Consider the following 14023-nt stretch of genomic DNA (forward strand, 5'->3'; position numbering starts at 1 on the left):
CTGGGAATTCACGACGGCCACAACGCCGCCGCCTGCCTCCTCGAAGACGGGGAGGTGCGCGCCGCCCTGCAGGAGGAACGCCTCACGCGGGTGAAGAACGAGAACTGTTTCCCCGCCCGCGCCATCCGCAAGGTGCTGGAGATGACCGGCACCGACCCGGGCGACATCGACTTCGTGGCGATGCACTCCAGGCACATGCCCTACGGCATGACCCGCGACGAGATCCTGAAGGAGTTCGCCGAGTCCCAGACTTTCAAGAGCGCGGTGAAGCAGCTCATCAAGAAAACACCCGCCAACGAATGGTTCCGCGGGAAGCGGCGCAAGGTGCGGTTGGAGGAGATGGCCGCCGCCGGGCTCCCCCTGGACCGGGCGCTCTTCGTCGACCATCACACCTGCCACGCCGCCGCCGCCTATCACGGCTCCCCGTGGAAAGAGGGGAAGGTCCTTGTCCTCACCAACGACGGCGCCGGCGACGACTTGTGCGCCTCCGTACGGATCGGCGAGAACGGCCGGCTCGGCCCGCCGATCGCGACGGTGGACTGGTCCCACTCCCTCGGCCTCATCTACGCCCAGGCGACCTTCGTCATGGGGATGGTCCCGAACGAGCACGAATACAAGCTGATGGGGATGGCCCCCTTCGCGCCGGAGAGCGGCGCCCGCGTCGCCTACGACCGGTTCAAGGCGATGCTCGCCTTCGACGGCGGCAAGGGGCTCACCTGGCGGCGGCGCCCCGGCGTCCCGCACACCTACTACAGCTACAAGTACATCCGCGACCTGACCGAGCGGCTCCGCTTCGACTGGATCTGCGCCGGCCTGCAGCAATACACCGAGGAGCACCTCGCCACCTGGACGCGCAACGCGATCAAGGAAACGGGCGTCCGCCGGGTCGCCCTCGGCGGCGGCGTCTTCATGAACGTGAAGGCGAACCAGCGAATCTACGAACTCCCCGAACTGAACGAGCTGTTCGTCTTCCCCTCCTGCGGCGACGAGATGAACGCCGTCGGCGCCGCTTTCCAAGTCTACGCCGAGGAGCGCGCCAAGAAGGGTGAGCCGGCGGACATCCCCGCGATCGGACCGATCTACTGGGGGCCGGAGCCGACCGACGAGGAGCTGGAATCGATCGCGCCGTCGCTCCGCTCGAAGGGATACAGCGTGGAGCGCCCCGACGACCTGGAGACGACGGTGGCGGACATGATCGCCGACGGGGCGGTGGTGGCGCGCGCCTGCGGGCCGATGGAGTTCGGCGCCCGCGCCCTCGGCAACCGGTCGATCCTCGCCGACCCGACCCGGAACGACGTGGTCCGGATCATCAACGACATGATCAAGAACCGCGACTTCTGGATGCCCTTCGCGCCGGCCATGCTCGCCGAGCGGAGCGACGAGTACGTGGTCAACCCGAAGAAGATGGACGCGCCCTACATGATCATGACCTTCGACACCACCGAGCGGGTGGTCGACTTCCCGGCCGGCACCCAGCCCTACGACCGGACCGCTCGGCCCCAGTTCGTCCACAAGGAACAGAATCCGAAATTCCACCGGCTCATCTCCCGGTTCGCGGAGAGGACCGGCCGCGCCGTGGTGCTCAACACGTCCTTCAACCTGCATGGCTATCCGATCGTCTGCACCGCCGCCGACGCGGTGGACGTGCTCGAGAAATCGGGCCTGGAGAACCTGGCGGTCGCGAACCACCTGATCCGGAAGTCGAAGGGAAGCTAACCCGCACGGGCCGCCCGGCGCGGCGGTCCGGCGACGGAGGGACCCATGAGCCGTGAACCCTACCTGATCTTCGAGGACCCCGAATGGGACCGCCGCCCGGGGCGGCGGGTCCTGGTCTTCGCCAACCTCTACCCCCATCCGGGCGCGGAGAACTACGGCACCTTCGTCTACGACGAGGTTCGGATGCTCCGCCGGCTCGGTGTCGCGGCGGACGTCTTCTACCTGAACGGCCGGGCGAACCGGGCGAACTATTTCCGCGCCGTGCCCGGGTACTTCCGGCGCCTCCGGGAAAAGCGGTACGAAGTGGTGCACGCCCACCACACGCTGAGCGCGGCGGTGGCGGCGCTCCAGCGGCGGCTGCCGCTGGTGATCACCTTCCACGGGCCCGAGGTCTCCCAGTCCTACACCGCCCCCCTCTCCCGTTACCTGGCGCGGCGCGCCGAGGGCGCCATCGCGACGAGCCGCTGGGTGGAAAGCCACCTCGGCCGGAAGGCGGACGCCATCATTCCTCCCGGCGTCGACTACGACCTCTTCCGCCCCATGGACCAAGGCGAATCGAGGGCGAAGCTCGGCCTTCCGCCGGACCGCCGGCAGGTTCTCTTCGTCGGCCTCGACCGTCCGGAAAAGCGGGTCTGGGCGGTCCGGGAGGCGACGGAGAAGCTCCGCGCCGCCGGAGAGCCGGCGGACCTGCTCCTCGCTCAAAACCTCGCGCATGAAGAAATCCCTCTCTACATGAATGCTGCGGACGTGCTGGTGCTCGTCTCTGAAGCGGAGGGGTCGCCGATGGTGATCAAGGAGGCGATGGGCTGCAACCTCCCGATCGTCGCCAGCGACGTGGGAGACATCCGGGAGGTGATCGAGGGGACCGAGGGGTGCTTCCTCTGCGAAAAGACGGTGGAGGGGACCGTGGAGGCGATCCGGAAGGCGCTCGCCTTCGGCCGGCGCACCGACGGGCGGACCCGGACCGCGCCGTACTCGCTGGAGACGAGCGCTCGCAGGGCGATGGAAGTGCACGAGAAGGCGCTGGCGAAGAGGGAGGGCGGCCGGTGACCGACGGCGGCGAAAGCGATCGGCGGATCCGGATTCTGATTCCCCTCGGCGAGGGAGGGCACTCGAAGGAGATCCTCCACTTGGTCAGCCTCCTCGGAGACCGGTACGATTACCATTACATGATGGTCCGGGAGGACCCGATGAGCACGGACCGGCTTCCCGTGAAGGGGCGGGTACACCGCTGCCACCGCCCCCACCTGAAGGAGCGCCACCAGTGGAAGGCGCTCCTCGGCTACGGCGTGCTCGCCCTCCATTCCGCGGGGATCCTCCTCCGCGCCCGCCCGCACGCCCTGGTCCACGCCGGCCCGGCGATGACCATCCCCGTCTCGGTGCTCTGCAAGATCTTTCGCATCCCGATCGTTTTTATCGAAACCGGTTCCCGGGTCCACACCGCCTCCCGGACCGGCCGTTTTCTCTACGGTTTGGCGGACCTGTTCCTGGTCCAGTGGCCCGAACTGCAAGAGGAGATTTTTCCCGATGCCTGCTACGCCGGCCTCCTCCTCTGAGCCGCGCGGCGAAGGCGGCATCGTCTTCGTCACCGTGGGAACCACCGACTTCGATCCGCTCCTCCGCGCCGCCGACGAGGCCGCGCCGCGGCTCGGCCTACCGGTGGAGTTCCAGATCGGCATCGGCGCCTACGAACCACGCGGCGGCGCCTGGGTCCGGCACGTCCCCTCCCTCGACCCTTACTACGACCGGGCGGCGGTGGTGGTCGCCCACGGCGGCGCCGGCACGATCCTTGAGGTCCTCCGGCGCGGCATCCCCCTCGTCTCGGCGGAAAACCCGGACCGCCCGGACCGGCACCAGCGCGACCTGATCGGCCACATGGCGGAGCGGGGCCGGCTGATCTGGTGCGAGGACCTCTCCCGCTTGGACGACGCGGTGAAACGGGCACTTGCCATGCCCCGCCCGGAACCGCTCGTCACCCCTCCCCCGCGAGTGCACGAGGTGGTGGGAGATTTTCTCGGCGCCATCGCCCGACGCGAGGATCGGCGCGCCGCCGCACGGCGCTGGCGGGGCAAGCGGCTGGAGTAGTCCGGCAACCAGATACCTTTTCTGCTCAGATCTCTTTTCTGCTATCGGCATCGAACCGATCGGACCAATCGGTAACCAGATACCTTTCCGCCCTTGGAAGACGAGGACAGAACAAGCATCTGGTTACGAGCGCCCAGACTCCCTCGTAGTCTTCGTAGTGAAGGAAACCGTGCAAGAAAAAGAAGAGGGCCCTACGCCTTCCGGTGATACCCGAAACAGAGAATCAACGGCCAGGCGAGGATGGCGTAGAGCGCTCGGTAGCGCCCGGGGAGGTTCTCCTTCCACGCCCGGTCGGGCCGGAAGGTGAGGGTCTTCGACTCGGCGGCGAGGAGAATGCTGCCCGACACGTTGTGCCCGAAGGAGAACGGCTCGCCCCGCTCGATCCGGCCCGCCATCTCCGAAAGATCGAGATCGAGGAATCGGCCGAGCCGCTCGATCTCTCGCCGGGGGTTCTCGCACAGATCCTCGTAGAACAACCGGTGGACCCGCCCCGGATTCATCCACCCGTAAAGGATCGACAGCGAATTGGAGGCGGCCCATGCCCATGCGGTCAGGGCCATCGCCGGCGCGTGGTGCTTCGGATGGGTGTCCCGCCGGAGCACCTGGAACGGCTTGCCCGCGCGGAGCCGCTTCAGCCGGGACCACAGTTCCCCCCGGCCGTCGCGGACCATGTGGATCACCTTCGCCTTCCGGAAACGCTTCAGGAGGAGCGCCGCCCGGGCGAGGTCCTTCGAGGAATCGACGACGAAGCGCGCGCCGGCGCGGCGGGCGATCGTCGCGTAGAGGTCTCGGTTCATCGGCAGGTACCGGTCCTTCACCCAGGCCGGAAGCCCGACGCCGGTCAGGATCGCCGGGATCCGCTGGGGCATGTCGATCCGGCCGAGCATCCGCCCGAACTCTTCCCAGCTCGTATCGGGATGGCGCTCCCCCAGCTCGCGCCGGACCGGACCCCAGAAAGGGCACTCGTCCAGTCTGGCGCCGCAGGTGCAGGGACAGTCCGGCACGCGGAACCCGTTGGTGATTTCCCCGGCGGTGACCACCTCCGGGTGGTTGCCGAGCACCAGGTCGAGGGTGGTCGAACCGCTGTGGCCGCGGCCCATGATGTAGAGGATCGTCGGATCGTCCGTACCGTTCATCGACCGCGCTCCCTGAGTGAAATCTTTCGGGAAGGCGTCCGGGCAAGCCTTCGTCGGTTCGTCGACAGGTGATTCTATCAGCCGGTCCCGGAGGGGACAAGGAACGGGCGGTCAGTCCCCCACCGGCCGCCACCGTTTCAGGTCGATCGAGTTCAGCACCACCGAGACCGAGGAGAGGGCCATGGCGAGCCCGGCGATCTCCGGCGGCAGGAGGAGACCCCAGCGTGCGAAGAGACCCGCCGCGAAGGGGATCATCAGCACGTTGTAGAGGAGGGCCCAAAAGAGGTTGATGCGGATCTTGCGCAGGACGGCGCGTCCCAGCTCGACGGCGACCGCCGCGTCCGCCGGATCGCCGTGGACGAGCACCACGTCCCCCGCTTCCTTCGCCACGTCCGTGCCGGCGCCGATGGCGATCCCCACGTCCGCTCGGGCCAGGGCGGGGGCGTCGTTGATCCCGTCCCCCACCATGGCGACCGGCCCGCCCGCTTCGCGGCGCGCCTCTTCGACGATCTCCGCCTTCCCTTCCGGCAGCACCTCCGCCCAAACCCGGCCGACGCCGATCCGCGATCCGATCGCCTCGGCGGTGGCGCGCCTGTCGCCGGTGACGAGACCGGTGGAGATCCCCATCGCCCTGATCCGCGCGATGGCGTCCACGGCCCGATCCTTCGGCTCGTCCCGGAAAGCGAAGAGCGCCCGCGCCGCGTCGTCCACGGCGAGCCAGAGCGTCGTTTTCCCTTCCCGCTCGAGCCGCGCCGCCTCCGCCGCGAGCGCCCCCGGGTCGATTCCCTCTTCGCGCAGGAGCCTCTCCGAGCCGAGTAGACCGCGCCCCCCGTCGACCGCGAAACGGATCCCCCGCCCGGCCAGTTCCATCCCCTGCCGGGCCGGCTCCCCCGCCGTCCCCTCCGCCGCGGCGCGCCGGACGATCGCCAGCGAGAGGGGATGCGTGCTGACGGCGGCCGCGGAGGCGGCGAGGGCGAGGACGTCTTTCTCGTTCGTCCCCTCCGCCGGCAGGATGTCGGTGAGCGAAGGAACACCGCGGGTGATCGTTCCGGTCTTGTCGAAGAGGACGGTCCGCACACGGGCGATCGCCTCGAGCGCCGAGCCGCGTTTGAAGAGAACGCCGCGGCCGAGAGCGACGCCGGACCCGACCAGAATCGCCGTCGGCGTGGCGAGGCCGAGCGCGCAAGGGCAGGCGACGGCGAGCACCGCCACCGCTCGGGAGAGCGAAAAGGAGGCGCCGGCGCCGAGCGCGACGAGCCAAACCAGGAAGGCGATCGCCGCCACGGCGACCACCGCCGGCACGAAGCGGTGCGAGACCCTGTCGGCGTAGCGCTGGATCGGCGCGCGGTCGAGCTGGGCCTCCTCGGTCATGCGGACCACGCGGGCGAGGAAGGTGGCGTCCCCGACGGCGACGGCCCGGAGAACCAGATTTCCCTCCAGGACGAGGGTGCCGCCGGTCACCTCTTCGCCGGGGCGATGCCAGACCGGCACCGATTCGCCGGTCACGTACGCCTCGTCCACCGCCGCCTCTCCCTCCTCGATCACGCCGTCCACGGCGACCCGCTCTCCGGCGCGCGCGCGGACTCGATTCCCCACGGCGAGTTCCGCCGCGTCCACTTCCCTCTCCCCCCCGGCGTCGACAAGGAGCGCTCGGTCCGGCCGCCGCCGGAGGAGGGCGCGCATCGCGTCGCCGGCGCGCCCCTTGGCCCTCGCCTCCAGATAACGGCCGAAGCGGATGAAGAGGATCAGCATGGCGGCGGTTTCGAAGAAGGGTCGCTCCCCCGGGGAGAGGTCGGGGAAGAGGACGAGAAGCGCGCTGTAACCCCAGGCGGCGGTGATGCCGAGCGCGACCAGCACGTCCATGCCGGCGAAACCGACCCGCATCGAGCGGAAGGCGCCCCGGTAGAAGCGAAGCCCGCCCGTGAACTGGAGGATCGTGGCGAGGGCGAGCATCACCCAGGGAGCGCGGGGAACCGAGGCGGCTCCTTGATGAATCAACAGAATGGGAAGGGCGAGGGCGGCCACGCCGAGGAGCCGCATCCTCTCGTCGGTCGGGTTTCCCTCCTCCGCCTCGTCCGCCGGCACGGCGCGGTAGCCGGCGCGCTTCACCGCCTCCAACAGGTCTTCCACGCCGGCGCGGGCCGGATCGTAACGGACCGACGCGGCCTCCGCGGCGGCGTTCACCACCGCGCCCGCCACCCCCGGCACGGAACGGAGCGCCTTCTCCACCGCGCGCGCGCAGTTGGCGCAGCTCATCCCCCGCACGGCGAGCCGGGCCCGCATCAACTCCTCCGGGCCCGCCTCGGGCGCGGGCGCCTCCGGCGGCGGAGCGGACGTCGCGCGGCTCTTTCCGCCCTTCATCGGTTCCCTCTGTGGACAGTGTTGGACCATAACCTCAACATAATGGATCGGGAAACGCTCATCGAGAACGGCGGGCGCGGCCCCTCCTCACTCCCCCCGCTCCTCTTCCGCCCAAACGGCGAGGGCGCGGGCGAAAAATCGCAATTGGCCCCGCTCGCTCAGCTCCGCGATCCGCCCGAGCGCTTCCTTATAGAGGCGCGAACGCTCCGCGGGGGAAAGCGACTCGCCGAGCCGTCCCGGATCGCCTCCCTTTTCCCGGTCCGAGCCCTCAAAAACCGGGCGGGTCTCCTCGGCGGCTTGGAGCGCCTCGAACAGTTTGCGCGTGGAGGATCGTTTCGACATGGCGTAACGGAACACGCCGTCGGCGGCGCACCACGATTCGAGCACGTGCATCGTCCGCCCGCGCGACTCCTCGTCCATCCCACCGAGGAATTCGGCGAGACGATCGAAGAGGAGCTTCCGCCGCTCCTCTTTCAGCATCTTGCCGAACGCCTCCGGCCGCATTCCCATCCAGGGCTCCTCCGGATCCTCGCCGACCGACTCGATGAAGATCGGCCGAAGCTCCGGCAGCGCGTGAAAGGCGGCGAAGGCCGCGTCGGGGTATCGATCGGCGAGGCGCACCAGGTTTCTTCGAATCATCTTCTCCTCCGATGCGCGCGGCGGGACGGGGCGACGCCGACCGGCGCCCGCCGCCGCGGTCCATTCGTCGGCCCCATTGTGATCGGACGGGCGGGCCGATCCAAGCCGAATCGTTCCGGCCTCCATCGCGCGGGGGAGGGGCGGGGCGGAAAAACTGGACAGGCCGCCGCGCGGGGCGTAGTCTAACGTATTCAATCTCAACGAATAAGACCTTCCCCTTCGGGGGCGGGGCGGAGATTACGAAGGTGCGCGTCCTGCAGATCAGCCGATCCCTCGAGCCGACCGGAGGCATCGCCCGTGTCGCCCATCACCTGGCCAGGGAGTTCCGGCGCGCGGGCGTGGCGGTGGAGAACATCGGCTGGTATCCGCGCGAGCTTCCCGCCGAAACGGACCTCGGCGCGCGGCGGGCTCCTCCGGCGATCGCGCGCGTCGCCGGTGCCGCGCGGAACCGCCGCCTCCGTGTCTTCCTCGAGGTGGTTCTCTTCTCGCTCTGGTCGGGCGGCGCGGCGCGGCGCGCCCTGCGCGAAGGGGACATCATCCTCTCCCACGGTGATTCCTTCATGGGTGACGTTTTCGTGGCGCACAGCTGCCACCGCGCCGCGGTGGAGGCGAAACGCGCCGCGGGGGAGCGGCGCTGGATGCTCTACCCCCTCCACTGGTTCGTCCTCTTCCGCGAGGCGTTGGTCTTCCGCCGGCGGCGGCCCCATCTGATCGCCATCAGCCGCGGCGTGGCGGACGAGTTTCGCCGTTTCCACCGCTATCCCGACGACCGCATCCACTTCATCCCCAACGGCGTCGATCGGGAACGTTTCCGGCCCGCCGCCGACAAGATCGCTCTCCGCCGCGAGCTGGGGCTCCCGGAGGAGAAAACGCTCCTCCTCTTCGTGGGGCACGAGTTCGCGCGTAAAGGTCTTTCGATCATCCTGGAGGGGATGGCGGGGTGCGCCGCCGCGGAAGGCGCGCTCCTCCTCGTCGCCGGCGGCGACGACCCCTCTCCCTACGTCGAAAGAGCGCGCGCCCTCGGGATCGCCGGGCGGGTCCTTTTCCTCGGCGCGCGCAGTGACGTGCACCGCCTCTACGCCGCGGCGGACCTCTTCGTCTTCCTCTCCAACTACGAGTCCTGCCCGCTGGTCGGGCTCGAAGCGCTCGCCTCGGGACTTCCGGTGATCACCACGCGGGTGAGCGGCATGGAGGATTTCATCCGCCACGGCGAGAACGGTTTCTTCGTCGAACGGAACGAAGCGGCGTTCACCGCGACGCTCGGACGGGTGATCGGCGACGCGGATCTCCGGGCGAGGATAAGCGCCGCCGCCCGCCCCTCCACCGAGCCCTACGCTTGGGCGAAAATCGCGGCGCGCACCATCGAAACGATGGAGAGGATCGGAGGGATGCGATGAGGCGGGACTGGGCGCGCCTGAGCGCGGGCGGCGCGGTGGGAAAAGGGATCGGCGCGGCGCGGGAGATCCTTCTCGCCCGCTTCTTCGGGACCGGCGCCGTGGCGGACGCCTACCGCGGCTCTCTCACCCTCACCCTATCGCCGGTCCACCTGCTCACCACCAAGGCGGTGCAGAACTGCTTCGTTCCCCTCTACGCGCGCTACGCATCCTCGAACCCCGCGAAGGGGCGCGCCCTCTTCCAGTCCCTCCTCCTCTTCTTCGTCGCCCTCGGCCTCCTCCTCGCCGGCGCGCTCGCCCTCTTCGCCGGCCCGCTGGTGGAATTCGTGCTGCGCGGTTTCGACCCCGAGCGTTCTCTCTTGGCGGAACGGATGCTCCGCATCTTCGCCGCCGGAGTTCCTTTTTACATATACTGTTCCGTCCTGGGCGCGCTCGGAGCGGCGCAAAAGGATTTCCTCATCCCCTCGCTCCGGCCGGGGCTGCAGAACCTCGGCATGACGGCGCTGATCGTCGTCGCCGCCCGGCGGGGCGAGCCGGCGCTGGCGGCGTACGGGTTCACCGCCACCTACGCGGCGCTCGCCCTCTGGGCGACGGCGCATCTCGCCCGCCGCGGCCTTCTCCCCCTCCGGCCGGCGTTGGACCGCGAACTGGCCCGCGAAGCCTGGGCGCGCCTCTGGGTGCTGCTCCGGCCCCTCGTGGTCCTCTCCCTCCTCGTGGAAGCGAACATCCTGATCGAGCGGAACATCACATCGCGCATCGGCCCCGGGAGCGTCGCCGGCGTGGACTACGCCCGCTTCCTGACCGAGTCGGTCCACTTCCTCCTCGCCGTCCCCCTCGGCCTTCTCGGCCTCGCCTACTTCGCCGACCTGGGCGACCGGGAGACGTCGGAGAGGGCGGACCGGATGGTCGCGCTTCTTCTTCTCGCGACGGTTCCCATCTCCGTCTTCCTCGCGATCAACGGGCGGGACGTGCTTTCGATCCTTTATCTACGAGGAAAGTTCGACGAGCATTCCCTGGCGATCACCGGCCGCGCGCTGATCGGCCTCGGCGCCGGGCTCTGGGCGTTCAGCGCGAGCCACGTGCTGCAGCGCGTGTTGAACGCGCGCCTCAGGAACGGCGAGGTGCTCCGCGGCGAGGCGCTTTCGGTGGCGCTGAACGTGGCGTGCAACGTCCTTCTCTACCGGTCCCTCGGCGTGCTCGCCATCGGAATCGGCGCGGCCGTCGGCCCGCTCGCTTCCTTCCTATACTATCTGCGGCGTATCGGGCCGGGGGACGGAACGCTCCGACGGACCGCCCTCCACCTGCTCGCCGCGGCGCCGTTCTACGCGTTTCTCTCCCTCGCCGCCGGGCGCCTCGCGGGAGGAGGCGCGATCGGACTCGCGACGCAGTGCGTTCTCGCCGCCGGATTCTGGGCGGCGGTTTTCTCGGCGCGCGCCGAAACGCGCGGCCTGATCCTCGAAAAAGCGGGCCGGAGGGACCATCGATGAGGCGCGGGCGGATCTGGTTCGTCACCCGCGCCCTGCCGGAGCACGGCGGCGGCGGGATGGAGCGGGTGGTCCGGGAAACCGCCTTCGGGCTCGCCGCGCGCGGTTGGCGGATCGACCTCGTCGTTCCTCGTCCTCCGATCCCGGTGGACGCCCCCGAGGGAGTGGAGATCCATCCGCTGGACGCTCCCCACCACGTTCCCACCGCCCGCCTCGGCCGCGCCCTGCTCGGCTGGGCGGCGGACCGGAAGGAGACGCCGGACCTTCTCTTCTCCGCGGTTCTGTCGGCGGGAACGCTCGCCGCGCGCCGCCCCGAAATCCCCTCCCTCTTCCAGGCTCACGGAAGCTCCTGGGCCGAAGCGACGACCAAGCTCCGCGCCGGAGACCCGCGCGGGCTCTTTCGGTTTTGGCTCTGGGCGGGCGCGGAGCGGCGCGCGCTCCCCCGCTTCGACCGGATCGTCGCGGTCGGGCCGGCGGTGCGCGCCTACTTCGAATCCCGCGCTTATCGGTTCCTCGATCCGGCGCGGATCGTCGAGATCCCGAACGGCATCGACCTCCGTCTCTTCGCGGACGGCGAGGCGCGGCGGCGGCGGGTACGGCAAGAGTTCGCCGTCGGCGCGGAGGAGCGGGTGATCCTCGCCGCCTGCCGGCTCATTCCGGAAAAGGGAGTGGGCGATCTTCTGCGCGCTTTCGAGAGGATGGAGGGGCGGGAGAGAACGCGTTTGTGGATCGCGGGGAGCGGGCGCGACGAGACGAGGCTCCGCGCCTACGTCCGCGAAAAGGGGCTGGACCGCGTCGCTTTTTTCGGCGCGCTCCCCCGGGAGAGGGTGATCGACCTCGTCCACGGCGCGGACCTGACCGCGCAGGTCGGGACGCGCCCCGAGGGGCTCCCCCTTCTCGTGCTGGAGTCGCTCGTCGCGGGAACGCCGGCGCTCGTCTCCGAGCGGATGCCCCTCCCCCTCTTCGGCGGCGAGTCATCGGTAATGCGCGCCCGCCCGGGAGACGCGGACTCCATCGCCCGCGCCGTCGCGGAGGGGCTCCGCCTCGGCGCGCCCCGGCCGGACACGGCGGCGGCCGCGCGGGAGCGCTTCAGTCTGGAGCGCACCCTCGACGACTATGAAAAGGTGATCGCCGAAATATTAGAGGAACGAAGAAAACCGGGCTAGTGGGTTTCCGCGCCGCCGGTGACGTTGATCGCCTGGCCGGTCATCCCGGTTGCGCGGGTCACGAGGAAATAGACCACCTCCGCCACCTCCTCCGGGGTTACCGCCCGCCTCAGCATGCTCTTTTCCGCGAGCAAGCGCTTGACGTCCTCGGGTGTCCTGCCGGTGACACGCGAGGCGGCGGCTATGGAGTCGCTCAGCAGCTTGGTCTCCACGTATCCCGGGCAGACCGCGTTCACGCGAATCCCGTCCCGGGCGGCCTCGGCGGCGAGGGATACGGTGAAGGCGTTCAGCGCCGCCTTGGAGGCGCAGTAGGCGCTGTTCAGCGCCGCCGGCGATTTTCCCATCCGCGAGGAGATGTTCACGATCTGGCCGTTACGCGAGCGGGCGAGGTGGGGGAGGCAGGCCTTGCTGAAGAAGTACGCGCCGAAGATGTTGACGCGAAAATCTTCAATCCAACGTTCGGTCTCGGACAGGGCGACCGGCGAGATGTACTGCGCGCCGGCGTTGTTCACCAGGATGTCGACGCCGCCGAATGTGTCCGCGCAGGCGTCGACGCACTCCCGAACCGACCGCTCGTCCGAAACGTCGACGGGAACCGCGACGGCGCCCCCGCCGAGGGGGGCGAACTCGTCGGCGAGGCGGGCGATCTCCGCTTCGGTGCGGGCGGCGAGCACAAGCGACGCCCCCTCCCGCGCGAAACGGCGGGCGATGGCGGCGCCGATCCCTCGACCGGCGCCGCTCACGATCGCCGCGTGTCCGCTCAGTTCGCCCATGGCCTCCTACCCGGCCAGATAATTACCGATCCGCTCCAGCGCCTTCCGGATGTTCTCCACCGAGTTGGCGTAGCTGAGGCGCAGGAAACCTTTGCCGTTGGACCCGAAGGAGGTGCCGGAGAGGGTGGCCACGCCGGCCTTCTGGAGAAGATCCCCCTCGAGCTCCTTGGAGGTGCGCCCCGTCCCGGTGATGTTCGGGAAAGCGTAGAAGGCGCCGCCCGGCATCCGGCAGGAGACGCCCGGAAGGTCGTTCAGTCCCTTCACGATCACTTCGCGCCGCCTGGCGAACTCGTCGCGCATAGTGGCGACCGCGTCCTGCGGCCCCGTGATCGCCTCGAGGGCTCCCCATTGGCTGAAATGGGACGTGCAGGAGATGGTGTTGATGTTCAGCCTCGTGATGTGCTCCACCAGCTCCTCGGGGAAGTGGCCGTAACCGAGCCGCCATCCCGTCATGGAGTAGGACTTGGAAAAGCCGTCCAGCAGGATGGCGCGCTCCGCCATCCCCGGGAAGGAGAGAATCGACTCGTGCTTTCCGTCGTAGATGATGTTGATGTAGACCTCGTCGGTCAGCACATAAACATCGTGTTCGACGGCGACCTCGGCGATCGCCTCCAGATCCTTCTTGGAGAGGACGCCGCCGGTCGGGTTCTGGGGAGAGTTGATGATGATCAGCTTGGTTTTATCCGTCACCAGCGACCGGAACTCCGCCGGATCGAAGCGGAAATCCCTCTCCTCGCGAAGCATCATCGGCACCGGCTTGGCGCCGACGAACTTGATCATCGATTCGTAGATCGGGAAGCCCGGGTTCGGGTAGATCACCTCGTCGCCGGGCTGGGCGACCGCCTGGATCAGGTGGCTCATCACCGGCTTGGCGCCGGGGGTGACCACCACGCGCTTCCAGTCCAGCTCCACCCCGCGTCGCTTGCCGGCGTCGGCCGCGATCGCCTTCCGGAGTTCGGGGATCCCCGGCGCCGGGCAGTAGCCGGTCTTGCCGTCGCGGAGCGCCTTGATCGCCGCTTCCTTGATGTTGTCGGGCGTGGTGAAATCGGGCTCGCCGATCTCGAGGTGGATGATATCCTTCCCCTCCGCTTCGAGGGCCTTCGCCTTGGCCAGCACCTCGAAGGCGGTCTCGGTGCCGAGCCGCGACATGCAGTCCGCCAGCTTCCTCATCGTCCTTCTCCTTCTATCGATGGATGGGTGTGCCTCGCGTTTCAAGCGTCCATTGTGTCATTCGCCGGCGCCGAGGGTCAAGACGGATCGGGGGCGGCC

General features: G+C 69.0%; 12 protein-coding genes. 7 read left to right on the top strand and 5 right to left on the bottom strand.

Translation table 11 applies throughout. The features are described from left to right. The 4 genes from JW958_13215 to JW958_13230 all read left to right on the top strand — a co-directional run. Window positions 1-1716: hypothetical protein (locus JW958_13215; GenBank protein ID MBN1827211.1), on the top strand; the 1716-nt coding region annotated here is incomplete at its 5' end. A gap of 45 nt (window positions 1717-1761) precedes the next feature. Beyond that, window positions 1762-2766: a glycosyltransferase gene (locus tag JW958_13220; GenBank protein ID MBN1827212.1), complete on the top strand. Its 1005-nt coding sequence runs from the start codon at window positions 1762-1764 to the stop codon at window positions 2764-2766. Next, window positions 2763-3272 carry a hypothetical protein gene (locus JW958_13225; GenBank protein MBN1827213.1) on the top strand — a complete coding sequence of 170 codons (510 nt, stop codon included), beginning with the start codon at window positions 2763-2765 and terminating at the stop codon, window positions 3270-3272. The genes JW958_13220 and JW958_13225 overlap by 4 nt, the downstream gene beginning before the upstream one ends. Then, entirely contained in the window at window positions 3244-3801 is a 558-nt protein-coding gene (locus tag JW958_13230; GenBank protein ID MBN1827214.1) for a hypothetical protein, read from the top strand. Before JW958_13225 ends, JW958_13230 begins: the two co-directional genes overlap by 29 nt. Window positions 3802-3992: 191 nt before the next feature. On the opposite strand, the gene JW958_13235 is transcribed toward JW958_13230, so the two are convergent. The 3 genes from JW958_13235 to JW958_13245 form a co-directional block, all read right to left on the bottom strand. Further along, complete coding sequence (locus JW958_13235; protein MBN1827215.1) at window positions 3993-4937, bottom strand: sulfotransferase; 945 nt, start codon at window positions 4935-4937, stop codon at window positions 3993-3995. A gap of 111 nt (window positions 4938-5048) precedes the next feature. Next, window positions 5049-7298, bottom strand: coding sequence for a heavy metal translocating P-type ATPase (locus tag JW958_13240; GenBank protein MBN1827216.1), 2250 nt, complete (start codon window positions 7296-7298; stop codon window positions 5049-5051). An 87-nt stretch (window positions 7299-7385) separates the two neighbouring features. Next, a complete protein-coding gene (locus JW958_13245) occupies window positions 7386-7937 on the bottom strand; it encodes a hypothetical protein (protein MBN1827217.1) in 552 nt (183 codons plus the stop codon). A 245-nt stretch (window positions 7938-8182) separates the two neighbouring features. Here JW958_13245 and JW958_13250 point away from each other — a divergent pair, with 245 nt between their 5' ends. The 3 genes from JW958_13250 to JW958_13260 are packed head-to-tail and all read left to right on the top strand — an operon-like array spanning window position 8183 to window position 11981. Beyond that, on the top strand, window positions 8183-9334 hold the full coding sequence (locus JW958_13250; protein ID MBN1827218.1) for a glycosyltransferase family 4 protein: 1152 nt from the start codon (window positions 8183-8185) through the stop codon (window positions 9332-9334). Continuing rightward, the gene (locus tag JW958_13255) at window positions 9331-10818 is read left to right on the top strand and encodes a hypothetical protein (GenBank protein MBN1827219.1); all 1488 of its coding nucleotides are present in this window, start codon (window positions 9331-9333) and stop codon (window positions 10816-10818) included. The genes JW958_13250 and JW958_13255 overlap by 4 nt, the downstream gene beginning before the upstream one ends. Beyond that, on the top strand, window positions 10815-11981 hold the full coding sequence (locus tag JW958_13260; GenBank protein MBN1827220.1) for a glycosyltransferase family 4 protein: 1167 nt from the start codon (window positions 10815-10817) through the stop codon (window positions 11979-11981). Before JW958_13255 ends, JW958_13260 begins: the two co-directional genes overlap by 4 nt. Here the strand turns inward: JW958_13260 and JW958_13265 are convergent. Together JW958_13265 and JW958_13270 are read right to left on the bottom strand one after the other, a co-directional pair. Continuing rightward, window positions 11978-12754, bottom strand: coding sequence for an SDR family oxidoreductase (locus JW958_13265; GenBank protein ID MBN1827221.1), 777 nt, complete (start codon window positions 12752-12754; stop codon window positions 11978-11980). The genes JW958_13260 and JW958_13265 overlap by 4 nt on opposite strands. Before the next feature lie 6 nt (window positions 12755-12760). Continuing rightward, the gene (locus JW958_13270) at window positions 12761-13924 is read right to left on the bottom strand and encodes a pyridoxal phosphate-dependent aminotransferase (protein ID MBN1827222.1); all 1164 of its coding nucleotides are present in this window, start codon (window positions 13922-13924) and stop codon (window positions 12761-12763) included. Between the last annotated feature and the right edge of the window lie 99 nt (window positions 13925-14023).

It is taken from the genome of Candidatus Eisenbacteria bacterium (assembly GCA_016930695.1).
Taxonomy (GTDB): Bacteria; Orphanbacterota; Orphanbacteria; order Orphanbacterales; family Orphanbacteraceae; genus JAFGGD01.

Coding starts and splice junctions, on each gene's coding strand:
- JW958_13240 (MBN1827216.1), bottom strand. CDS start 7,298: ATGAAGGGCGGAAAGAGCCGCGCGACGTCCGCTCCGCCGCCGGAGGCG.
- JW958_13260 (MBN1827220.1), top strand. CDS start 10,815: ATGAGGCGCGGGCGGATCTGGTTCGTCACCCGCGCCCTGCCGGAGCAC.
- JW958_13230 (MBN1827214.1), top strand. CDS start 3,244: ATGCCTGCTACGCCGGCCTCCTCCTCTGAGCCGCGCGGCGAAGGCGGC.
- JW958_13220 (MBN1827212.1), top strand. CDS start 1,762: ATGAGCCGTGAACCCTACCTGATCTTCGAGGACCCCGAATGGGACCGC.
- JW958_13235 (MBN1827215.1), bottom strand. CDS start 4,937: ATGAACGGTACGGACGATCCGACGATCCTCTACATCATGGGCCGCGGC.
- JW958_13265 (MBN1827221.1), bottom strand. CDS start 12,754: ATGGGCGAACTGAGCGGACACGCGGCGATCGTGAGCGGCGCCGGTCGA.
- JW958_13255 (MBN1827219.1), top strand. CDS start 9,331: ATGAGGCGGGACTGGGCGCGCCTGAGCGCGGGCGGCGCGGTGGGAAAA.
- JW958_13245 (MBN1827217.1), bottom strand. CDS start 7,937: ATGATTCGAAGAAACCTGGTGCGCCTCGCCGATCGATACCCCGACGCG.
- JW958_13270 (MBN1827222.1), bottom strand. CDS start 13,924: ATGAGGAAGCTGGCGGACTGCATGTCGCGGCTCGGCACCGAGACCGCC.